This window comes from Corynebacterium sp. HMSC056E09, assembly GCF_001813425.1.
In the GTDB taxonomy this organism is placed as follows: Bacteria; Actinomycetota; Actinomycetes; order Mycobacteriales; family Mycobacteriaceae; genus Corynebacterium; species Corynebacterium hesseae.
Map to the genome: position 1 here is coordinate 99,533 of NZ_KV812492.1, position 20,711 is coordinate 120,243.

General features: G+C 60.9%; 19 protein-coding genes. 13 read left to right on the forward strand and 6 right to left on the reverse strand.

The window, feature by feature from the left end; genetic code table 11:
- Nucleotides 1–21: 21 nt before the first annotated feature.
- Complete coding sequence (locus tag HMPREF2912_RS05840; protein WP_070563929.1) at nt 22–1,707, reverse strand: FAD-binding dehydrogenase; 1,686 nt, start codon at nt 1,705–1,707, stop codon at nt 22–24.
- 228 nt (nt 1,708–1,935) lie between these two features.
- Between HMPREF2912_RS05840 and HMPREF2912_RS12990 the strand changes: the two genes are divergently transcribed.
- The 9 genes from HMPREF2912_RS12990 to metS all read left to right on the forward strand — a co-directional run bounded on the left by HMPREF2912_RS12990 (nt 1,936) and on the right by metS (nt 11,911).
- Nucleotides 1,936–2,088: a hypothetical protein gene (locus HMPREF2912_RS12990; protein ID WP_158011604.1), complete on the forward strand. Its 153-nt coding sequence runs from the start codon at nt 1,936–1,938 to the stop codon at nt 2,086–2,088.
- 3 nt (nt 2,089–2,091) lie between these two features.
- Nucleotides 2,092–2,187: a K(+)-transporting ATPase subunit F gene (gene kdpF, locus HMPREF2912_RS05845; protein ID WP_039672809.1), complete on the forward strand. Its 96-nt coding sequence runs from the start codon at nt 2,092–2,094 to the stop codon at nt 2,185–2,187.
- On the forward strand, nt 2,187–3,899 hold the full coding sequence (gene kdpA / locus HMPREF2912_RS05850) for a potassium-transporting ATPase subunit KdpA (protein WP_369822001.1): 1,713 nt from the start codon (nt 2,187–2,189) through the stop codon (nt 3,897–3,899). The genes kdpF and kdpA overlap by 1 nt, the downstream gene beginning before the upstream one ends.
- Complete coding sequence (kdpB, locus tag HMPREF2912_RS05855) at nt 3,896–5,965, forward strand: potassium-transporting ATPase subunit KdpB (RefSeq protein WP_070533697.1); 2,070 nt, start codon at nt 3,896–3,898, stop codon at nt 5,963–5,965. Before kdpA ends, kdpB begins: the two co-directional genes overlap by 4 nt.
- Before the next feature lie 30 nt (nt 5,966–5,995).
- The gene (locus HMPREF2912_RS05860) at nt 5,996–6,547 is read left to right on the forward strand and encodes a potassium-transporting ATPase subunit C (protein WP_070533699.1); all 552 of its coding nucleotides are present in this window, start codon (nt 5,996–5,998) and stop codon (nt 6,545–6,547) included.
- A gap of 23 nt (nt 6,548–6,570) precedes the next feature.
- Entirely contained in the window at nt 6,571–9,168 is a 2,598-nt protein-coding gene (locus HMPREF2912_RS05865) for an ATP-binding protein (protein ID WP_070533701.1), read from the forward strand.
- A complete protein-coding gene (locus tag HMPREF2912_RS05870) occupies nt 9,165–9,878 on the forward strand; it encodes a response regulator (RefSeq protein WP_070533703.1) in 714 nt (237 codons plus the stop codon). The genes HMPREF2912_RS05865 and HMPREF2912_RS05870 overlap by 4 nt, the downstream gene beginning before the upstream one ends.
- Before the next feature lie 172 nt (nt 9,879–10,050).
- Nucleotides 10,051–11,712, forward strand: a complete 1,662-nt coding sequence (locus HMPREF2912_RS05875; RefSeq protein WP_070533704.1) for a sodium-dependent transporter — start codon at nt 10,051–10,053, stop codon at nt 11,710–11,712.
- A 25-nt stretch (nt 11,713–11,737) separates the two neighbouring features.
- Entirely contained in the window at nt 11,738–11,911 is a 174-nt protein-coding gene (metS, locus tag HMPREF2912_RS05880) for a methionine/alanine import NSS transporter subunit MetS (protein WP_070533705.1), read from the forward strand.
- Here the strand turns inward: metS and HMPREF2912_RS05885 are convergent.
- Nucleotides 11,908–12,873, reverse strand: a complete 966-nt coding sequence (locus HMPREF2912_RS05885; RefSeq protein ID WP_070563933.1) for an acrylyl-CoA reductase family protein — start codon at nt 12,871–12,873, stop codon at nt 11,908–11,910. The two genes, metS and HMPREF2912_RS05885, sit on opposite strands and share 4 nt — an antisense overlap.
- A gap of 87 nt (nt 12,874–12,960) precedes the next feature.
- Between HMPREF2912_RS05885 and HMPREF2912_RS05890 the strand changes: the two genes are divergently transcribed.
- Nucleotides 12,961–13,536: a VanZ family protein gene (locus HMPREF2912_RS05890; protein ID WP_070533709.1), complete on the forward strand. Its 576-nt coding sequence runs from the start codon at nt 12,961–12,963 to the stop codon at nt 13,534–13,536.
- Between the two features lie 7 nt (nt 13,537–13,543).
- Here the strand turns inward: HMPREF2912_RS05890 and HMPREF2912_RS05895 are convergent, their stop codons facing one another.
- The 3 genes from HMPREF2912_RS05895 to HMPREF2912_RS05905 are packed head-to-tail and all read right to left on the reverse strand — an operon-like array spanning nt 13,544 to nt 16,314.
- The gene (locus HMPREF2912_RS05895; RefSeq protein ID WP_070563935.1) at nt 13,544–14,551 is read right to left on the reverse strand and encodes an NAD(P)-binding domain-containing protein; all 1,008 of its coding nucleotides are present in this window, start codon (nt 14,549–14,551) and stop codon (nt 13,544–13,546) included.
- Between the two features lie 4 nt (nt 14,552–14,555).
- A complete protein-coding gene (locus tag HMPREF2912_RS05900) occupies nt 14,556–15,173 on the reverse strand; it encodes a response regulator (RefSeq protein ID WP_070533713.1) in 618 nt (205 codons plus the stop codon).
- A complete protein-coding gene (locus tag HMPREF2912_RS05905; RefSeq protein ID WP_070533714.1) occupies nt 15,166–16,314 on the reverse strand; it encodes a sensor histidine kinase in 1,149 nt (382 codons plus the stop codon). The genes HMPREF2912_RS05900 and HMPREF2912_RS05905 overlap by 8 nt, the downstream gene beginning before the upstream one ends.
- A gap of 115 nt (nt 16,315–16,429) precedes the next feature.
- Here HMPREF2912_RS05905 and HMPREF2912_RS05910 point away from each other — a divergent pair, with 115 nt between their 5' ends.
- The 3 genes from HMPREF2912_RS05910 to HMPREF2912_RS05920 all read left to right on the forward strand — a co-directional run bounded on the left by HMPREF2912_RS05910 (nt 16,430) and on the right by HMPREF2912_RS05920 (nt 18,977).
- Entirely contained in the window at nt 16,430–17,425 is a 996-nt protein-coding gene (locus tag HMPREF2912_RS05910) for an ABC transporter permease (protein WP_070533715.1), read from the forward strand.
- On the forward strand, nt 17,425–18,072 hold the full coding sequence (locus HMPREF2912_RS05915) for an ABC transporter ATP-binding protein (protein ID WP_070533717.1): 648 nt from the start codon (nt 17,425–17,427) through the stop codon (nt 18,070–18,072). The genes HMPREF2912_RS05910 and HMPREF2912_RS05915 overlap by 1 nt, the downstream gene beginning before the upstream one ends.
- A gap of 80 nt (nt 18,073–18,152) precedes the next feature.
- Entirely contained in the window at nt 18,153–18,977 is an 825-nt protein-coding gene (locus HMPREF2912_RS05920) for a YwaF family protein (protein ID WP_070533719.1), read from the forward strand.
- A gap of 142 nt (nt 18,978–19,119) precedes the next feature.
- Here HMPREF2912_RS05920 and HMPREF2912_RS05925 read toward each other — a convergent pair whose 3' ends face one another.
- Nucleotides 19,120–20,709, reverse strand: coding sequence for an NAD(P)H-hydrate epimerase (locus HMPREF2912_RS05925; RefSeq protein ID WP_070533720.1), 1,590 nt, complete (start codon nt 20,707–20,709; stop codon nt 19,120–19,122).
- Between the last annotated feature and the right edge of the window lie 2 nt (nt 20,710–20,711).

The following is a 20,711-nucleotide window of genomic DNA, read 5'->3' on the forward strand; positions in this document are numbered from 1 at the left end:
CGACAGTATTAGAAAACCGTGCTAGCCGCGCGCCAACGCTTCGCCCACGCGCTTGCCCGAGTGGATGCATCCGCCGAGGAAGGTGCCTTCCAGCGCATTCTTGCCGTGCATGCCGCCACCGCCGAAACCGGAGGCCTCACCGCAGGCGTAAAGGCCGGGGAGTACCGTGCCGTCGGGGTTGAGGCACTGGCCATCGAGGTTGGTCTCCAGGCCACCCAGCGTCTTTCGGGTCAGGAATTTCAAACGCACCGCGATGAGCGGGCCCTTGGATTCATCGAGGATGCGGTGCGGGGGAGCCACGCGGATGAGCTTGTCACCCAAGAAGCCGCGGGCCACGCGCAGGTAGTTGACTTGGGTGTCCTTGCTGAAGGGATTATCAAGCTGAGAATCGCGGTCTTCCAGGACTTTTCGAAGTTGGGCCACATCAATGGTGGGGGAGCCCTCCGGAGAGATGTCGTTCATTCCGGCGACGAGATCCTCCAGGTTGTCTTTTACGACCCAGTCGATACCGTTGTCCATGAAGGCCTTGACGGCCACGTGCGTGCCGGGGCCCAGCTTGCCGGCGAGCTTCTTGAATTCCTTATCCGTCAGATCCGGGTTCTGCTCCGAGCCGGAGAAGATGAATTCCTTGTCCACGATGGCCTTGTTGAGCACGAACCAGGAATAGCCGTGGCCGGTCTGGCCAATGTGGGCGAGTGCGGCCAGGTTATCGGTGCCGGGGAAGAGGGTGGTGGGCAGGCGGTTGCCTTCGGCGTCGATCCACAGCGCCGAGGGCCCAGGGATGATGCGGATGCCGTGGCCGGGCCAAATGGAGTTCCAGTTGGTCATGCCCTCGGTGTAGGCCCACATGCGGTCGGTGTTGACCACGGAGGCGCCGGCCTGCTGGGCGATGTCGATGCCGCGGCCGTCGACATGCGCGGGAACACCCGTGACCAGCTCCTTCGGGCATTCGCCCCAGCGCTCAGTGGGCCACATCTTGCGTACCTTCTCCAGATTGCCGCCGATGCCGCCGGTGGCAATCACCACGGCGGAGCCGCGCAGTTCAAAGTGCTTGACGACGTCCCTCGGGCTGGCCTCGCCACGTACCTGATTGGTGGGGGAGAGGACGCTGCCGCGCACGCCCACCACACGCGGACGACCCGCCTCGTCGTTCTCGACGACGAGCTCATCCACGCGGTGGCGGAAATGGAACTCTACCTGGCCTTTTTCTTCTGCATTAAGGAGCGGCTCACGGAAGACGCGCACGACCTCTGGGCCCGTGCCCCAGGTGAGGTGGAAGCGCGGCACGGAGTTGCCGTGGCCGGAGGCATCCCCGGAGCCGCGCTCTGCCCATCCGATGGTGGGCAGGACGTTGAGGCCTAGGCCTTTGAGATAGGAGCGCTTTTCATTGGCGGCGAAGCGCACGTATTCGCGTCCCCATTTCTCACCCCAATAGTCGTGACGGTCCTCCTCGGTCACTGGGTCATAATCGGCTGAGTTGGTCCAGTCCCGCCACGCCAACTCTTCGGAGTCCTTGACCCGCATCATGGATTGTTCGGGAGAATTGACATAGAACAGCCCGCCGAGTGACCAAAAAGCCTGCCCGCCGAGGTTATTGCGGTTTTCTTGTTCAAGGAAGATGACGTGCTTGCCACCTTTGAGGGCCTCGTAGCCGGCGACCATGCCGGCGAGGCCGGTGCCCACGATGATGACGGAGGTTTCGTTCATGGAAAGAAACTTTACGCGATGAAAGAACAGTTAGGGGGAGTATTCAGGAAGATGTACAGAAACAATGGAGTTTCGGCATTTGTTAGTTGGGGGTAAATGGGGGCGTAAAGAGGACGTAAAGATTCGAGGCTGAAGGTGTAAAGATGCCGCAAAGAAAAGGTAAGTACGGCGGGGTGTGCTCCTAACGTCACTAGATGTCAGATGCCGATTAGGAGGCACTGATGCTCGGTGACAACCTTCACTGAGCACGGACTAGTGCAGAACATTGCACGCGCACAAGGGGGTCTCTCCCACATGTTGGACATTCTGGTCATAGTGATCGTGGTCCTTGCGTTCAGCGGTCCTTCCTCCATCAACGAGTTTATGGACGGAGACGCGTAGAACATGAACACCATCACAGCAGTCATCGGGCTCATCATTGTTGTCGCGCTCGTGGCTTATCTCATCATTTCCCTTATTGACCCGGAGCGTTTCGCATGATCGCTAGCATTGCGGCGGTGGCGCCGCAGTATCTTGCCCTCCTTGCACTTCTAGCAGCGGCCTACGTGCCGCTGGGCAATTGGATGGCCCGCACATATACCTCTGAAAAAGACTGGGCCGTGGAGCGCCTTGTGTACAGAATTTTGCGTATTGACCCTAACCGGGGCCATAACGCTAAGAACTACGCTCGCGCTCTGCTGGGCTTCAGCCTGGCTTCAGTCCTCGTCCTTTACGCAGTGCAGCGGCTCCAAGCGGTGTTGCCAAGTTTTGGAAACCCCCGCGAGGAAGCCGTGGAGCCGTGGATGGCCTTCAACACCGCGGCTTCCTTTACCTCCAACACCAACTGGCAGTCCTATTCCGGTGAAGACACTCTGACGAACGCTTCGCAGATGCTGGGCCTGACCGTGCAAAACTTCGCCTCAGCCGCAGTGGGCATGTGTGTTGCTGTCGCCTTGATCCGCGGCATCGGTCACTTGGGGTACAGCCGCGATACGTTGGCAACCGAGAATGGTCAGCACCTCATCGGCAACTTCTGGGTGGACCTCACCCGCGGCCTCGTCCGCATCCTGCTTCCCCTGTCGCTATTCATCTCCACCGTGCTCGTCCTCGGCGGAACCATGCAAACCTTTGGCTCGAACCTGGTTACGGAGTCCGGTGTAGATATTTCCCGTGCTCCCGTGGCCAGCCAGGAAGCCATTAAGCTCCTGGGTACCAACGGCGGTGGCATCTTCGGTGCCAACTCTGCGCACCCGTTTGAGAACCCGACCGGCTTTACCAACTTGGTGGAGATCTTCTCCCTGCTTGTCATCTCTTTCTGCATGATTCGCACGTATGGTGTGATGCTCAAGTCGCAGAAGCACGCGTGGACGCTGCTCAGCGTGGCTGGTGGTTTGTGGACCGTGATGGTTGTTCTGGTGACTTGGGCACAGCACACCCTTGTCGGCGGCGCGTCTCAGTTGGCAGGCACCAACATGGAAGGTATCGAACAGCGGCTAGGCATTGATGCCTCAGCACTGTTCGCCGTGTCTACCACGGGTACCTCGACGGGTGCGGTGGATTCGATGCACGATAGCTATTCGCCACTGGGCGGTGGTCTGCTCATCCTCAACATGCTGCTGGGTGAAATCGCGCCGGGTGGTGTGGGTACTGGCCTCTATGGCCTGTTGGTTGTGGCCATCCTCGCGGTGTTCATCGGTGGCCTCCTAGTGGGCCGCACACCGGAATTTATGGGCAACAAGATTGGCCGCAAGGAAATTTCAGCGGTTAGCTTGTACATCCTCACCATGCCGGTTCTGGTCCTCGTGGGCGTCGGCGCTTCCGTGGCGCAGCGCAAACTCGTGGAAGCTTCAGCGACCAACTTCGGTGCGCCGGGCACGGCTGATAATGCCCACAGCCTGTCGGAAGTTCTCTACGCCTTTACCTCGGCGGCGAATAACAACGGTTCTGCTTTTGCCGGACTGACGGTGACTGAGCCCTGGTGGCAGATCACTTTGGGCTTGGCCATGCTGTTGGGCCGCTTCCTGCCCATCGTCTTCGCCCTTTACCTAGCCGGAAGCCTGGCAGGACAGAAGCGCCAGGCCACCACCGCAGGCAGCTTACCCACCTCCGGCATTACCTTCTCGCTGTTGACTATCGGAGTAATCCTGCTGGTTGCAGCGCTCACTTTCTTCCCTGTCCTCACCCTGGGTCCCATTTCGGAGGCACTATCATGACAACCCAAACCATCACCGCTGAGCCGGATAAGACTCCTCACCGCAACGCTCCGGAGAAGAGCAGTGGCCTCGCGGCTGCGGCGCTGAAAACGCTGCCGAGCAAAATGTCCCCGCTCGCCCAAGCACGCAACCCCGTGATGTTCGTGGTGTGGGTAGGCGCGGCACTGACCACTGTGTGGTCCATCCTCAACCCCAGCTTTTACGGATGGGTCGTGACGGTATGGTTGTGGTTCACCATTGCCTTTGCCGCCTTTGCCGAGGCATATGCCGAAGGCCGTGGCAAGGCCCAAGCAGACAGTCTGCGCTCTGTGCGCGATGATGCAACTGCCAATCTCATTACTGACTCTGGCATTGAAGTGGTCCCCGCGTCCGAGCTGACCAAGGGTGCCATCGTGCGTGTAGAAGCAGGGGAGACCATCCCGGGTGACGGTGACGTCATCGAAGGTGCTGCCACCGTGGATGAATCGGCTATTACTGGTGAGTCGGCTCCTGTGGTCCGCGAAGCTGGCGGTGACCGCTGTGCCGTGACCGGCGGCACCGTGGTGCTCTCTGATTCCATCAAGGTCAAAATCACCTCCGAACCGGGCTCCACCTTCGTTGACACCATGATCGCCTTGGTGGAGGGCGCGGAACGCCGCAAGACTCCGAACGAGATTGCGCTGAGCATCCTGCTCTCCACGCTGACCATCCTCTTCCTCGTCGCCGTCACTGCGCTTGCCCCGATGGGTCTATTCACCGGCGCGGAGCTTTCGCCACTATCCCTTATCGCTCTGTTGGTCTGCCTAATCCCTACCACCATTGCCGCCCTACTTTCGGCAGTTGGTATCGCCGGTATGAACCGCCTCGTTCGTCACAACGTTCTGGCCACCTCCGGCCGTGCGGTGGAGGCGGCTGGTGACGTCGCCACGCTCCTCATGGACAAGACGGGCACCATCACTTACGGAAACCGCCAGGCCACCGGCCTGATTGTGGCTTCGGGCGTTGATGAGCGCGAGGCTGCAGCGATTGCTCGCATTTCCTCCCTAGCGGATGAAACCCCAGAAGGCCGTTCCATTGTGGCCTGGCTGACTGAAAACTACTCTCTGTCCAGCGAAGGAGATGCAGAAGCGCGGAGTGCGGAGGTCGTTCCATTCAGCGCGTCGACGAGGATGTCCGGCCTTGACCTGGCTCACCGCAAGCTGCGCAAGGGCGCTGGCGATGCCGTACGCAAGTGGGTTACTGAAGCAGGTGGCACCTGGCCGCAAGAGATCGAGGATTCCGTAACCCGAATTGCACAAGACGGTGGCACCCCGCTGCCCGTCGCTGTGGAAGAATCCGATGGCAGCCGCACGGTTATTGCGGTGGTGCAACTGAGTGACGTCGTCAAACCTGGCATGGCCGAGCGCTTCGCTGAACTGCGTCAGATGGGTATCAAGACCATCATGGTGACCGGTGACAACCCGCTGACCGCAGCTGCCATTGCCAAGGAAGCCGGCGTCGATGATTACATCGCCGAAGCTACTCCGGAGGACAAGCTCGCCCGCATCCGTGAGGAGCAAGCACAAGGCCGCATGGTGGCCATGACCGGTGACGGTACTAACGACGCCCCAGCGCTGGCCCAGGCGGACGTGGGCGTGGCCATGAACACTGGTACCTCCGCGGCGAAGGAAGCTGCCAACATGGTGGACTTGGATTCTGACCCGACAAAGCTCATCGATGTCGTTCGAATTGGCAAGCAGCTGCTTATCACCCGCGGCGCGTTGACTACCTTCTCCTTGGCCAATGACCTGGCGAAGTACTTTGCCATCCTGCCGGCGCTCTTCTCCACGCAGTTGCCGCACTTGGAGCGCCTCAACGTCATGCACCTGCATTCCCCTGAGTCCGCCATTGTTTCCGCAGTTGTCTTCAACGCGCTCATCATCGTCGCGCTCATCCCCTTGGCGCTCAAGGGTGTGTCCTACAAGCCGGCCTCTGCGTCCTCACTGTTGCGTCGAAACCTCGGCATCTGGGGTCTCGGCGGTGTTATTACCCCCTTCATCGGCATCTGGGTTATCGACCATGTCGTCTCCCTCCTTCCAGGCCTATAAAGAAAACCTGCAAAGAAAAAGGAAGCAATAATGCGTGTTTATCTGCGTAATCTCATCGCCGGATTCGTCGCCGTGCTCTTATGCGTCGTCGCGCTGGGCATGATCTATCCGGCCGCGGTGTGGGGAATATCTCGCATCACCCCGAAATCTGCCGATGGAAACCTTATCTACCAGGGTGAATGCCTGGTCGGTTCCACTCAGATTCAGGATGGCTTGGAAGATGGCCCCTACTTCTTCGCCCGCGCGGAAGGTATGAGTAACTACGGCACATCAAGTACGGAGCTAGAGAAGGCCATCCGGGAACGCCGAGAGGAGATTGCTCAGCGCGAAGGCGTATCAGTGGAGCACGTGCCTGCCGATGCCGTTACCGGCTCCGGTTCCGGCGTGGATTCCGGCATCAGTCCTGAGTACGCGGAGCTGCAGGCTCCGCGTGTGGCCCGGGAACAGGGTATGCCTATCGAAGACGTGAAGAAGCTGATTGCAGACAATACTGAGCATGCCAGCCTGGGTTTCTTGGGCGAGGACACGGTAAATGTGACCACACTCAACATTGCATTGCCCACGCCAACCCCTTGCTCATAAAGATCAGCTCATAAGATGAAGCAATGTTGACCGAACCGACGACACCCCCGACGCGGGTCAAACGCGGCACCCTGAAGATTCTGTTGGGCGCCGCTCCCGGCGCGGGCAAAACCTGCGCCATGCTCAGCGAAGCGCACACGCTGGTCGACCAAGGCCGCGACGTTGTCGTTGGGGTAGTGGAAGACCACGGGCGCGCGTACACCAAGGCCCTGTGCGAGGGGCTGGAGATTGTTCCGAGGCGCACTGTCGAGGGCATTTCCGCGGGTGAAATGGACACCGCGGCGGTTATCCAGCGGCACCCGGAGATCGTTCTCGTCGATGAGTTCGCGCACTCTAATCCGCGCGGCGAGGTTCACGAGAAGCGGTGGGAAGACATTGAGCAGATCCTGGACGCCGGAATTGATGTCATGTCGACTCTCAATATCCAGCATCTGGAGAGTCTCAATGACGTTATCAAGCAGATCACGGGCATCGCGCCGCAGGAAACGGTGCCGGACGAGGTAGTACGTGCTGCCGATGAGATCGAGCTTGTTGACGTTTCCCCACAGCTGTTGCGCACCCGTCTGAGCGACGGCCACGTGTACCGCGAGGCGCGCATTGAGCCTGCACTCAACAACTACTTCCGCGTGGGAAATCTCACCGCGCTGCGCGAGTTGGCACTGCTGTGGCTAGCGGATCAGGTTGATGAGGCACTCATCACTTATCGCTCGGATCAGAAAATCACCGAAACGTGGGAAGCGCGTGAGCGGGTGGTTGTGGCCATCCAAAACGTTGCCCATGCTGAGACTCTTATCCGCCGCGGACGGCGCATCGCGACAAAATCCTCGGCGGAATTGCACGTGGTCCACGTTGTTTTCGGTGATTCCTTCACCTCTCGTTCCTCCTCGGTGGGGGGATCAGCGCAACAGCTCGCCCGGCTGCAGTCCTTAGCCCAGGATGTGGGCGCACGACTGCACCAGGTTACCGGGGACAGCGTCCCAGAAGCCCTGCTTAATTTTGCCCGGAGTGTCAACGCCACCCAGCTCGTAGTGGGGGTCTCGCCGCGGCGTCGTTTCGGCGTGCACTGGCACGGTACGGTAGCGGAAACGGTGCTGCGTGAATCCGGCTCAATTGACTGTCACATAGTCAACCTTCCCCCGGAAAAACCACTTCCGCTCACACGGATGCTGCATCCTTTCCGCCCTTTCCCGCAGCGCGCCATCGCGTGGCTTAGCTCAGCGTTGGCTTTCGTGGGGCTCACTGCGCTGTTGGTGCAAGCTGACGGCCAGGATTTGGGAACAGGTACTTGTTCCGCGTTCTACTTTGCGCTCATCCTGCTTGTCAGTTTGCTGGGAGGCCTGTGGCCGGCCGTAGTGGTGGCGGTGGCTTCCGGCCTAGCGGTCAACTGGTTCTTCACCGAGCCGATCCATACCTTCGATATTGCTGATCCCGCTAACGCCGTGATCGCCGTAGTCATGGTGGCTATTGCGCTGGCCGTCGGCATGCTCGTGCGCCGCGCCAAGATTGAGCGTGCGAACTCGGCTATTGCTGCGCGTGATGCTGAGCTACTCACGGTGTTTTCCCGCGCCGCCTTGAATCGCCGCGCGGATTCTTCTCCGAAGGATGCCGTGATGCGCAAGGTGGGGGAGGCTTTTAATTGTCGTAGAGCAGAGCTGCTGGATGAAAACGGTGACGTTCTTGCCACCTGGCGCGCAGCTACCCCCGAACGCACTTCGAAACACCTTCATATTCCCGAAAAAGTGCGCCATGAACAGGAAGTGGACACCGTTGTTGCGAGCGCAGATGGCACGGTTCAGCTGCGTCTCGAGGGCCCGACATTGTCTGCTCGTGACCGAGGTCTGGTCACCGTGGTAGCGGGCTATCTCGCAGGCATTGTTCGCCGCGAAAAGCTCTCTGCTGAGGCCGCGCGCGCAGATGCGATAGCCGCTGCTGACGAGTTGCGCCGAGCGCTGCTGTCTAGTGTGAGCCACGACCTGCGTACCCCGCTGGCCACGGCCAAGTTGGCGGTGTCCTCGTTGCGCAACGCTGACATTGAATTCACTCCCGAAGACCAGGACATGCTTTTGGCAGAAACTGCGGCGAGCATCGAGGAACTTACCGGATTGGTAACCAATTTGCTGGATTACTCCCGGCTCACAGCCGGCGCCATAACCGCCCGCCGAGACATCGTCGACGTAGCCGAAGTGGCTAATCGCGCCATTGCTTCCTGTGCCTTCGGGCATTCCCGAGAGCAAATTGGGCGCATTCACCTTGACCCTAGCGTGCGTGGAGTTACGTGCTGCGCGGATACGGCGCTCATGGAGCGCGTCTTGGCCAATCTCTTCGATAACTCCTTGCGCTATGCACCAACCGGCGACGTTACCTTGAGCGCCCAGACCACCACCGAACAGGTAGAACTGATCGTTGTCGATGAAGGCCCGGGCATCCCACCGGAGAAGCAGAAGGAACTGTTCCAAGCGTTTCAGCGTTTGGGTGATACCAGCAACGACAACGGTGTAGGCCTTGGCCTTTCTGTTGTCCAAGGCTTTGTAGAGGCCATGAGCGGTAGCATCGAGGTGGCTGCCACCCCGGGCGCAACCTTTATTTTGCGGTTTCCCGTCGCGGGAGGAGAACAAAAATGACGACGAAAAAGACCAGCATCGCCATTGTGGACGATGACCCCCGCCTACTTAATACGTTGAGTATTAACTTCAAGGCTCGTGGCTACGAGGTTCACCAGGCGCGTACAGGCGCAGAGGGACTACAGGTGGTGTCGCAGCAGCAGCCAGACGTTGTGATTTTGGACATGGGGCTGCCGGATATGGATGGCACCGTCGTGTTGGAAGGAATCCGCGGGTGGTCTGCGGTACCGGTCATCATCCTGACGGCGCGCTCCGATCCACTGTTTAGCGCCGCAGCTCTCGACCGTGGCGCGGACGACTACGTGACCAAGCCCTTCTCTATGGAGGAGCTTCTAGCCCGTGTGCGAGTGGCGTTGCGGCATGGTAGCCCACAGAGTCCGGTGAGGCGCACTGAGATCGCTGTGGTTCGCGCCGGGGATATCGTGATTGACGTTCCGCACCATTCCATCACCAAAGGTGGCGAGCCGCTGCATCTGACACCCACCGAGTGGGGCGTGCTCACCACGCTACTTCGCGCCCACGGTGGCTTGGTGCGCAAGGAGGACCTGCTCTCTGAGATCTGGGGTCCCGGCTTTGAGGGGCAGGGTCACTACCTCCGCATTTACACCTCCCAGTTGAGGCGCAAGTTGGAGGATGACCCCGCCCACCCACGGTACCTGCTCACAGAATCTGGGTTGGGTTATCGTTTCGTCATCCCAGAGACGGGATAGGAGAGCGACCTAACTTAAAGGTGGCGAAAAATGAGACACAATTCTCAAAAAAGGGTACCTATTGGTCGGCAGGTAGTATAAACTCCTCGCTAATACTCGTCCGCATGTGGATGCTGAAGGTTCCACTTTCAGGCTCATGCGGACGGGATGTGCTCTACAAGAAGGTGCTCTCATGTCCTCAACAACCACGACAAAAACTACGTCAACGCGCGATACGTTTAACACCCGCTTCGTCTTCCTTATGGCTGCTATTGGCTCCGCTGTGGGCCTGGGTAATATTTGGCGCTTCCCCTACGTTGCTTATGACAACGGTGGTGGCGCCTTCCTCATCCCGTACATGGTGGCGCTGCTGACCGCGGGTATTCCGATTCTCTGGTTTGACCTGGCCATTGGTCACCGCTTCCGTGGTTCAGCACCGCTGGCCTTCCGCCGCATTGGTAAAAGCTGGGAAGGCGTTGGCTGGTTCAAGGTCGGCGTGAACTTCTTCATTGCGATCTACTACGCCGCCATCATTGCCTGGGCGGCGTTGTACACCGTGAAGTCGGTAAAGCAGGCGTGGGGTGACGATCCTGCCACCTACTTCATGAGTGATTTCCTCCAAGCAGACCCAGAGACCACTTATTCCGGCGACGTGGTTCCCTCCATCCTCATCGTCATGATCCTCGTGTGGATCATCTGCATTGCGACGTTGGCCACGAGCATTAACGAGGGAATTGGCAAACTGACGTCGATCTTCTTGCCGGTTCTGGCGGTTATGTTCATCATCCTCGTGGTGCGCGCATTCTTCTTGGAAGGCGCCACGGTTGGCCTGAATGCCTTCTTTACTCCGGACTGGTCCGTACTGAGCAACCCCTCAGTGTGGATTGCGGCCTACGGCCAGATTTTCTTCTCGCTGTCCATCGGCTTCGGCATCATGATCACCTACGCGTCTTACCTCAAGCCGCGTACCAACCTTACGAACACCGGCCTGGTTACCGCCTTTGCGAACTCCTCCTTCGAGGTCCTCGCTGGAATTGGTGTCTTTGCCACCTTGGGCTACATGGCGGCGCAGCAGGGCGTGGCCGTGGATGAGGTGGCCTCCTCCGGTATCGGCTTGGCGTTCATCGCCTTCCCGACCATCATCAACCTTATGCCGTGGGGCGGATTCTTCGGTGTCCTCTTCTTTGGCTCACTGTTCTTGGCCGGTGTGACCTCGTTGATTTCCATCATGGAGGTCGTGGTTTCCGCAGTGGCCGATAAGTTCGATGTGTCCCGCCGGGTATCCGCGATTTTCGTCGGCAGCGTCATGGCGGTTCTGTCCTGCTTCCTCTTCTCCACGTCTTCCGGGCTGGTCACGCTGGACATCATGGATAAGTTCACCAATAACCTGGGTATCGTCTTTGGCTCTATCTGCGCGCTGATTGTGGTGGGCTGGATTACCGGCCGTCGCCGTGAAATCCAGCAGCACCTCAACGCCGTGTCCCAGTTCAAGGTTGGTGGCTTCTGGCAGATTCTCACCTTCGTGGCTACGCCGCTGCTTCTGGTGTACTTCCTTGTCAACGAGATTCTCACCATCGCGCGTGAAGGTTATGAGGGCTATGCCTCTATCCAGATTGGGCTCTTTGGTTGGGCAGCCCTCGGCCTCATCCTGTTGGGAAGTCTGCTTATGCCGCTCGTAGCTTTCCGCGGCAACAAGTACCTCGACGGGATAGAGACCTCGGATTACGGCGTCCCAGTCGGCGGGCGCCCCGCAGGTACTCCAAACCCGCTGGCTGCTGGCACTGTGTCAGAAGTGAGCACCGAGAGCGCAGCCGCGCCCGGACACAATGCCGTGCCCGTTTCAGGCCAGAAATAACAACTAGTAGGAAAGGAGAATGACCATGACTACCAGCGCAATCCTGCTCTTTATCCTCTTCGTCGTCGTCATCTGGGGTGGACTAGTGGTGTCCTCCATCTGGCTAGCCCGCACTGACGATGACACTACGGGCGAGCTGGGCTCCGCCCCCGGTACGGATGACGAAGCCCTGTCACATCGCGTTCATCAGCGCAGTTAAATTTCCACCACTGTGCGTCCGTGGCGGGTGCCGGCACGCAGTTCCTTGGCGGCCGCGGTGACGGCGTCGAGCGGCACGGTTTCCGTAATGGAGTGCAGCAGGTCGAGGTCCAGGTGATCGTCGAGAAGCTGCCAAGCAGCCTCACGCACCGCGCGCGGAGCATCGACGGAGTTGCCACCCGCCAGCACGATGCCACGCAGGATGAACGGCAGCACCGAAGCCGGCAAGTCTGGGCCGGCCGCCATGCCGGTGGCTGCGACAACACCACCCCAGCGCACCTGCGCCAGAACGTTAGCCAAAACAGTGGAGCCAGCGGTGTCGATGGCGCCGTCGTAAAGCGCCTTTTGCAGCGGACGCCCAGTTTCCGAGAGCGCAGCGCGGTCCAAAATGTGATCCGCACCCAGCCGAGTGAGGTACTCCGATTGGGAGTCCACGCGGCCAGTCACAGCGGTGACCTCGTAGCCGGCAGACTTGAGCAACTGCACGGCGATGGAGCCCACGCCGCCTGTCGCGCCGGTGACGAGGATGTGACCTTCCGTCGTGCCGTGCGTGCGCAGCTGGTTCACGCAGATAGCCGCGGTGTAGCCGGCGGTGCCGATGGCAGCAGCATCGTGGGCGCTGAAGCGCTCCGGAACGGGAATGGTGGCCTCACCGTTGACGCGCTGCTGGGTGGTGTAGCCGCCGTGACGGAACTCGCCCAGGCCGTCGCCGAAGGCTGCGACGAGCTGGCCCGGTTTCAAACGCTCATCCGTGGTTTCTTCCACGGTGCCGACGACGTCAATGCCGGGCACGAGTGGGTCGATGCGCATGACGCCCTTATCGCCCTCCAAAGCCATGGCGTCTTTGTAGTTAAGGGAGGAAAACTGAACATTGACCAGCGTGTCCCCTTCTGCCAGAACCTGCTCGTCCTGGAAAGCCTGGGAAACGCCGGACTCGGTGCGGGTGACAATGAGTGTGCTCATGCGCACTATCCTACCGACACTGTGAAGCAGCCTCTTGGCAGCAAATGCACTAGGAACTTGTCAGCTTTTCCTCTTACAGTGGCCACCATGAGCACCACAGAGCTACGCCACACTCGAAACCGGCTTGCGCCCGTGCCGGATCCGTACCGGCATGTGCTTCGCGACGCCCTCCTAGTCACCCTCCTCGCCCTTGTCACCGTGGGGCTAGCCACGCTGGGCAAGCCCTTCATGGAGATCCCGGGAGTCGTGGATGGCTCTGCGCATGCGGTACGCAAGGTGAACCTGCACCTCTTTGGCGGTTTTGAGACGGCCTCGGTGTGGTATGGAGCGTGGAGCGATCTCTTTGGCAACATCCTTCTTTTTATGCCCTTCGGTGCGGCCGTGTACGTGGTGGGGCGCTCTCTGCGCCGGATTCGCTGGGGTCTCGGTGGAGCACTACTGGCAGGTCTCATGGTGAGCCTGGGGATTGAAACTGCCCAGTACGTCTTCTGCCTAGGCTTTAGCGATATTGATGATGTCCTTTACAACACCGTGGGCAGTGTTCTGGGGGCACTTCTTATGGCGCGGCTGAGCCGTGAGGCACGAATGAAGATCCTGCAACGCCTTGGCTTTCTCCTAGCACTGGCATCAGTGGCGCTTATCGGAGCCATGCTGCTGAACTAGGCGTTTGCTAACTTATGCGTTCGGCGATGGTGGTCGCTACCTGTCGCGCATAAGGAGAAACACCGGTAATCGTGGCCGAACCAGGACCAGTCCACGAGCCGTAGCCCACGGGAAAGAAACCTTCCACCGTGGGCTTTCCGTTACGGAGCAGCCCGGTAAAAGGGCGCAGGGCGGGCCTAAAACCGGTAGCCCAGATGAGATCACTAAAGCCCTGCTCGGTGAGTTCATCGAGGGAATCGAACATCGGGGCAGCGCCTAACAGCCCGCTATCCCGGGCCTTGAGCACCGGCGGGACCATGACGATGTCACCCAGTTCCGACTCCGATCCGGGATCGGGCTCCCCCTTTGCCAAGGCGAGCATGCGCTGCCGGTTGCGGCTAAAGAGCACGCGGCCGTCCACGTCATCCGGCATCCACCGCGGCGGATGCGTGGTAAACCACGTGGTGTCCACGCCTTCCAGGGCAAGCTCGGCGGCGATTTGGGCACCTGAGTTGCCTGCGCCCACGACGGCGACACGCCCCGCATCGTGCTGTGCGTCGGGGAGAAACGGCGCGGGGCCGGGGTAATTCGCCGTGTGCCATTGGCGGCCCGCAAACGCGCCGGGGTAGAAGGGGATAAAGGGCGCGGACCACGTACCCGTGGCCGCCACAACGGTGCGGGCTAGGAACTCCCCGCGGTTCGTGGTGAGGCGGAAGAACGGAGCGTCGTACAGTACATCGGTGACATTTACCCCATGCCGAACGGGCAGGTCATAGCGCTCCTCGTAGCGCGTGAGGTAGTCGACCACATGGGTTGCCGGCGGAAACCCGGGGTAGTGCGGCATGGGCCAGCCGGGAAGAGTGGAGGACTCAGCATCGCTAAACAGCGTCAGCGAGTCCCACACGTGCTGCCAGGCACCGCCGGGGGAGGGGTTGGCGTCGAGGATGAGAAAGTCGAGCTTCTTTTTGCGCAAGTAGTAGCCGGTGGCGAGGCCGGATTGGCCACCACCGACGACGATGCAGTCATAGGTATGCATTGGCTTAAATGAGTTTGCGCTCGCGGGCAGCGGACACCGCAGCGGTACGGGTCTCCACTCCGAGCTTCTGGTAGACGTGGATCAGGTGGGTCTTGACCGTGGCCTCAGAGATGAACAGCTCCTGCGCAATCTGCTTATTGGACTGTCCCGTGGACAAGGCCTGAAGGATCTCCAATTCACGGGCAGAGAGTGCCGTCTCCGGCTGGGCTAGGCGCTCCGCCAGGAGGTTGGTGACCTCGGGGGCTAACGTGCGCTTTCCCGCAGCGGTGTCGAGGACCGCGTTATGCAGGGCTTCCTCAGGAGCGTCCTTGAGGAGGTAGCCCATTGCGCCAGCTTCGACCGCGGCGAGGATATCCGCCTGGGTGTCATAGGTGGTGAGGATCAACACCGGTGGGCCGTTGAGCTCACGCACGCGCCGGGTGGCGGCGATACCATCGACATCCGGCATCTGGATGTCGCAGACGACTACGTCGATCGGGGGGACGTCGTCAAGCAGCAGCTTCTCTACTGCCGAACCGTCAGAGCCTTCCAGAACCACATCAATGTCGTGGAACGTGTTGAGAATGGCGCGCAGCCCGGCGCGGACCACGGGGTGATCATCGATGAGCATCACGTTAACCATTGCGGCTGCTTCCTGTTGGGAGTCGCACCGCGAGCGCGGTGCCGGCCGGTGAGGATTCTACCTGGACGGAGCCACCGACGCTGCGAACACGCTGCTCCAAGCCGGTCAGGCCGAAGCCTTGTGGGCCGTCGATGCCGCGGCCATCGTCGACCACGTCCAAGGTGATTTCATCTGTGAAAGCGCCCAGCGTAACTACTGCACGGTTGGCGTCGGCATGCTTCATCACGTTGGTCAGGCCCTCGCGCGCGGAACGCAGAATGACGTGGTGGAGCTCGGTAGGCACCTCGCCGCGGCCGGTGAGTTTGAGGCTCAACTGCGTGCGCAGACCCAGACCGTGTGCCTGGGCCTGGAGCTCATCTACCAGTGCACGTAGACCTTCATCGATGGAGGAGGTTGGGGCGGCGAGTTCTTTGACGAAGCGACGAGCTTCGGCGAGGTTGTCCTTGGCCACCTTCTCAATGAGTTCGAGCTGCGCGGTGGTCTCCTCTGGGTCCGTGCTGTTTTTGGCAGCGCGGCTGAGCAGCACGATGGAGGATAGGCCCTGGGCCACGGTGTCATGAATCTCCCGGGAGAGCCGCTCGCGCTCCTCCAGACGGCCGGCTTGGTGCTCGGTGGCGGCGAGTTCCTCCTGTGTTTCACGCAGTTGCTTGGCGACGGCCGCGTGGTGCACCGCCTCCGCCTGAATCTTGCGGGCCGCGTGATAGACGGCCACGGCGAAACAGGTGCCGATGAAGGGACCGATGGCGGCAGCCGCTGTCCATGCCTGGGGATGTAGCCAGGCGGGGATAAAGGCGGCGATGGCCCACAGCACAACGCTGGCGAGGATGCCAGGCCAGAAGGGAAGAGCATGGACAAAGACGAAGACCAGGGGGAATTCCATCCACATGAAGTCTTGGGCATGCACCATGAGGCCGATCCACAGCAGGCAGAGCGCAGCGAGCCACAGCGTGGTGGGTACGGGCTTGGCGGGCTTGCGGGCAGCGTAGAGCACGAAGCCGGCGTAGACCACGGCGAGGGCAATCGAGAGCCCGAGGACTCGGGCATCGAGCCGGTTATCGGCCCAGGCGCGGAGTACGCCGAAGACCAGCAGGAATCCGAACATGACGTGGAGGCCAACGGTCCACAGGCTGTTTCGCATCATCACGCCGATCCAGCCTATCGCCTCAGCGGTTGAGGCCGAATCAACCAACTGGTTGAGTGAAGGTTCAACTAGGTACCCGATTACTTTCTCTTCGCGCGTGAGCAGTATGAATACTATGTTCCTTGCATTGAGAGAGATAGTCACCGCCCGTGGTCGTTTCTTCCTGATCGGCGGCGTCGTGGCTCTAATTACGTTGTTGCTCGTTATGCTGTCCGGCCTGACCCAAGGCCTGTCCAAGCAAAATACGTCCGCCCTGGAGGCGCTCGGTGAAAACACCCCGAACGTGACGTTTTCTACCGAGGACCCGTCCTTTACGGAATCAGAAATCTTCGCTGAAGACGTCACCGCTGGTGCTATCCCGCTGGGCGCTACCCAGACCAAGCTTGACGGACAGGGCGGCGTAGCTGTCTTCGGTCTGCCGGCTGGTACTGAGATCCCCGGTACGGACACCCTCATCCCGGATCGCGGCATGGTTCTGAGCGAATCTATCGACGAGGAGATGAACGCGCCTTCCCAGGCCACGCTCGGTGGCGTGGATCTGGACGTGCGCGGCGCGGTGCCGGATGAGTACTACTCCCACTCCCCGGTCGTATGGGTAGACACCGCCACCTGGCAGAAGGTCTCCCACGCCCGCGAGGACATGGTGGGTGTTGCCCTGTTGAGCGCGGAACCGACTGATAGCTCCGTCTCGATGGCTAAGGCCCTGTCTGGCCTGCCGGCTTATAGCTCGGAGCGCGGTTCCCTGCTCACCATGCAGGCATTCCTCTACGGCATTTCCGCCCTGGTGACCATTGCTTTCCTCAGCATCTGGACCATCCAGCGCACCCGTGACCTGTCCATCCTCCGCGCTCTTGGTGCCAGCGTGACGTACTTGCTCAAGGACGCTATTGCCCAGGCGGCCATCATCCTCGCCGCCGGTGTGGGCGCCGGCGCGCTCGTCGGCTGGCTGCTGGGCCTCGCCGCACAGGGCACCGTGCCCTTCGAGGTTTCTGTAATGACGGTCATCGTTCCCGCACTCGGCATCTGGCTGCTCGGCATCGCCGGTGCCTTCCTCGCCACCCGCCGCGTATCCAAGATCAATCCGCTCGACGCCCTAGGAGGCAACGCCTAATGACTACCACTGCTACTCCTGCTCTGTCCCTTCGCGACATCGTGGTGACCTACCCCGACGGCGAGTCCCGTGTTACCGCTCTGGATGGTGTGAGCCTAGACGTGAAGCCTGGCGAGCTCACCGCTGTCATTGGTGAGTCCGGCTCCGGCAAATCGACCTTGCTATCCGTAGCCGCCGGCCTCATCGAGCCTGATTCCGGAACCGTCGAGATGCACGGCACCCGCGGCCTCATCTTCCAGCAGGCCAACCTCATTGCATCTCTGACCGCGCGTGAGCAACTACTCATCATCGACCACTTGGAAGGCCGAAAGCCACGCCAGGATCGTGCCGATGAGCTCTTAAGCTTCGTGGGCCTTGAGGACTTTGGTAACCGCCGTATGAACCAGCTGTCTGGTGGTCAGCGCCAGCGCGTCAACATTGCCCGCGCTCTTATGGGCCAGCCGTCCGTGTTGCTGGCGGACGAGCCGACCTCTGCCTTGGACTCCAAGCTTTCGCGTGAGATTGCCAAGCTTCTGCGCGGTGTTACCGAAGACTTCGACACCGCAACCCTGTTCATTACCCACGACCGTAGCCTGCTTGATTACGCTGACCGTGTCCTCGAAGTCAAGGATGGCAAGGTTTCCGCTTACTCGGAGGTCGCGGCCTAGCCCTCGCTATTAATTCAAGGAACTAATTTTCCTCCTCGGTGCCCGAACCAGGCGAGTACGGAGTACATTAGTACTTCGATATGCTTCGACCTCGCCGCCTACGGGTAACCCCTACCGACTATGAGCGCATGCAACAATGGACCCCGCTGCATGCGCTCATGTTGACGATTACCATCGCTGCCTGCGGTGTCTTTATCGTCGGCGCTCGCCGCGTTAAAGGCACAAGCCGTGAAAAGTTCGTCCGCCAGATGGTCGGCTGGGTCCTTTTGGTCCTCGGCACCGCATGGACAGTTATTTCCCTGGACCCTTCCCAGTTCGATATCCGGGAGTCCCTCCCGCTGCACCTTTGTGACGTGCTGCGTCCCATCTTGGCGCTCGGCCTTATTACCGGCAACGAGCATGCGCTGACCCTGACGTATTTCTGGGGCATCATCCTTAACCCGCAGGCCATCATCACCCCGGATGTCATCTACTACTTTGCCCCGCGCTGGCTGCGTTTTAGCACCTACTGGTTCTTCCACATCGTGGCCCTCGCCGTGCCGTTGGGTCTGACCTTTGGCTTAGGCTATCGGCCGACGTGGAAAGGCTACCGCTTTGCCGTGAAGGTCACGCCCATCTGGATGGCCATCGCCATGGCGGTCAACGCCAAGACAGACGGCAACTACGGCTTCCTCAACCACGCGCCGGGCAGTCCCTCCATCATCAACCTGCTGGGTCCCTGGCCTGGCTACATCGCGGCAGAGACTCTTGCCGTCGCGGCAGCATGGGCCGGAATGACGTGGCCGTGGGAAAACACCTCGCTGCGTCGCGGAACCGTGCCGGTGGGCACTCGGGGACTGCTGCGCAAGTCCGTCGGTACTGCGTCCGGGATCCTGCGCCGGGCCACTGTACGTTTTCGTAAATAGTGGCCCGCAAATCGCGAAATTCTAGGGCTTCGTTGCGAAAACGTACCAAGACGGCGGCGGCCAGGTACGGATCGATCAAATAAGGCCCCAGATCTTCGGATTTTTGGGGTGCTATTTGATCGAAACGTACTTAGTAGCGGAGCTAGCGCTCCGCGTTGAGGAGCCGGGCAATGGCCTGTGGGATGGCTGCGGCGATCTGGGAGGACGAGCAGGGCGCGAAGCCGTCGGGGGTTTCGGCCGCGATGGCCGCCGCGTGCGCGTGGATGGCCCCGGCGTGGAGAACTTCGGCGATGACCTCAGTGGGGGATGCGGCGGGCGCGGTGGCGGAAAGCTGAGCCATGACCGCACCGAGGATGCCGGAGAGCACGTCGCCGGAGCCGGGAGTCGCGGCATAGGAATGGCCGGAATTGAAGGAGTACTGCGGCTGGCCGGGTGCGGTGACGCGGGTGAGGCGGCCTTTGAGCAGGATGATGCTGTTCAGTTCCTCGGCTAGCTCGCGGAGGGCGCGGCTCCAGCCGGTAGCCGCATCGGGCGAAGAGCCGAAGGTGGCCTCGTAGAGGCGGGTGAATTCGCCTTCGTGTGGGGTGAGGATGGTCAGCGGATGATCGGTGACTGTCCGGCGCAAGGAGGTGTTGCGCGCCAGAAGCGTGAGGGCGTCGGCATCGATGACGGTGGGCAGACCTTGTGCCAGTACCTTTCGCAGTTCGGAGGCCGCCGCCGAATCGGTGCCGCGGCCGGGACCCACGACCCACGCCTGGGCGCGCCCAGCGGAGACGACATCGGGGTGGCAGACCAGCTCGGGGAGAAGCGCGGTAATGGTGTTATCGCCGATGAAGCGCACCATCGACGGCGTGGCCCGCACCGCCGCGGTGGCGCACAGAATGCCCGCGCCCGGGTAAGCCTCACTGCCGGCAGCGAGGGCGACGACGCCACCGGAATACTTATCGGAACGCGCGGCGGGAGTGGGATCGGTCATGGGGCCGGTGCAACCGACGGGCCAGGGACGAGTGAGGCGCCCGCCAGGAAGATCGAGTTCGCCCGGGAGCCACTCCCAGGGCGTCGGAACGGTGGGTTCATGGGCGATGAATGCGGCAGGATTATCCAGCTCAGCGAGGGCCTCAGCGAAGGAAGGTGCGCCGGGTAAGAAGAGGTCGGAGACCACCACCTGTCCACATTCAGCGGCCAACGCGTGGCCCAGTCGCGGTGAGCCAAACGTGACGGTGACATTGGCCTCGACAGCATCCGCGGCGACAACGCCGGTATCGGCATCAACACCTGTGGGCATATCGACGGCGACAACGGGCACGCTGGTAGCAGTGGCCTCGCGGTAGAGCGACAGCGCGGCGCCGGTCAGGCCACGGGCGGAACCGAGGCCCGCGATAGCGTCGATAAGCAGTGCGGTGCCTGTCGGCAGCGCGGACATAGGAGGAAGGACCGTGGCACCCGCGGCGAGGAAGGCCTCCAGTGCTGCCTCGTGGTGCTTCTCGGGGACTAGGGCATGGACGGTGATACCACGCTCGGCCAAGAGCGCGCCGGCAAAGAGTCCATCGCCGCCATTGCCGCCCGGCCCAGCGAGAATGACAACCGCGCCGGGGTGAGCAGCCAGCATCGAGGTGGCAGCTTCCGCCACCGCTGCGGCGGCAAGTTTCATGAGCTGATCCGGCTCCGATTGCTGGGCTAGAAGCTGCTCTTCAGCAGCACGAACAGTGGCAACGGTATAAGCAGGGCGCATAC

Coding starts and splice junctions, on each gene's coding strand:
- HMPREF2912_RS05840 (WP_070563929.1), bottom strand. CDS start 1,707: ATGAACGAAACCTCCGTCATCATCGTGGGCACCGGCCTCGCCGGCATG.
- kdpF (WP_039672809.1), top strand. CDS start 2,092: ATGAACACCATCACAGCAGTCATCGGGCTCATCATTGTTGTCGCGCTC.
- kdpB (WP_070533697.1), top strand. CDS start 3,896: ATGACAACCCAAACCATCACCGCTGAGCCGGATAAGACTCCTCACCGC.
- HMPREF2912_RS05860 (WP_070533699.1), top strand. CDS start 5,996: ATGCGTGTTTATCTGCGTAATCTCATCGCCGGATTCGTCGCCGTGCTC.
- HMPREF2912_RS05865 (WP_070533701.1), top strand. CDS start 6,571: ATGTTGACCGAACCGACGACACCCCCGACGCGGGTCAAACGCGGCACC.
- HMPREF2912_RS05870 (WP_070533703.1), top strand. CDS start 9,165: ATGACGACGAAAAAGACCAGCATCGCCATTGTGGACGATGACCCCCGC.
- HMPREF2912_RS05875 (WP_070533704.1), top strand. CDS start 10,051: ATGTCCTCAACAACCACGACAAAAACTACGTCAACGCGCGATACGTTT.
- metS (WP_070533705.1), top strand. CDS start 11,738: ATGACTACCAGCGCAATCCTGCTCTTTATCCTCTTCGTCGTCGTCATC.
- HMPREF2912_RS05885 (WP_070563933.1), bottom strand. CDS start 12,873: ATGAGCACACTCATTGTCACCCGCACCGAGTCCGGCGTTTCCCAGGCT.
- HMPREF2912_RS05890 (WP_070533709.1), top strand. CDS start 12,961: ATGAGCACCACAGAGCTACGCCACACTCGAAACCGGCTTGCGCCCGTG.
- HMPREF2912_RS05895 (WP_070563935.1), bottom strand. CDS start 14,551: ATGCATACCTATGACTGCATCGTCGTCGGTGGTGGCCAATCCGGCCTC.
- HMPREF2912_RS05900 (WP_070533713.1), bottom strand. CDS start 15,173: ATGGTTAACGTGATGCTCATCGATGATCACCCCGTGGTCCGCGCCGGG.
- HMPREF2912_RS05905 (WP_070533714.1), bottom strand. CDS start 16,314: ATGATGCGAAACAGCCTGTGGACCGTTGGCCTCCACGTCATGTTCGGA.
- HMPREF2912_RS05910 (WP_070533715.1), top strand. CDS start 16,430: ATGTTCCTTGCATTGAGAGAGATAGTCACCGCCCGTGGTCGTTTCTTC.
- HMPREF2912_RS05915 (WP_070533717.1), top strand. CDS start 17,425: ATGACTACCACTGCTACTCCTGCTCTGTCCCTTCGCGACATCGTGGTG.
- HMPREF2912_RS05920 (WP_070533719.1), top strand. CDS start 18,153: ATGCTTCGACCTCGCCGCCTACGGGTAACCCCTACCGACTATGAGCGC.
- HMPREF2912_RS05925 (WP_070533720.1), bottom strand. CDS start 20,709: ATGCGCCCTGCTTATACCGTTGCCACTGTTCGTGCTGCTGAAGAGCAG.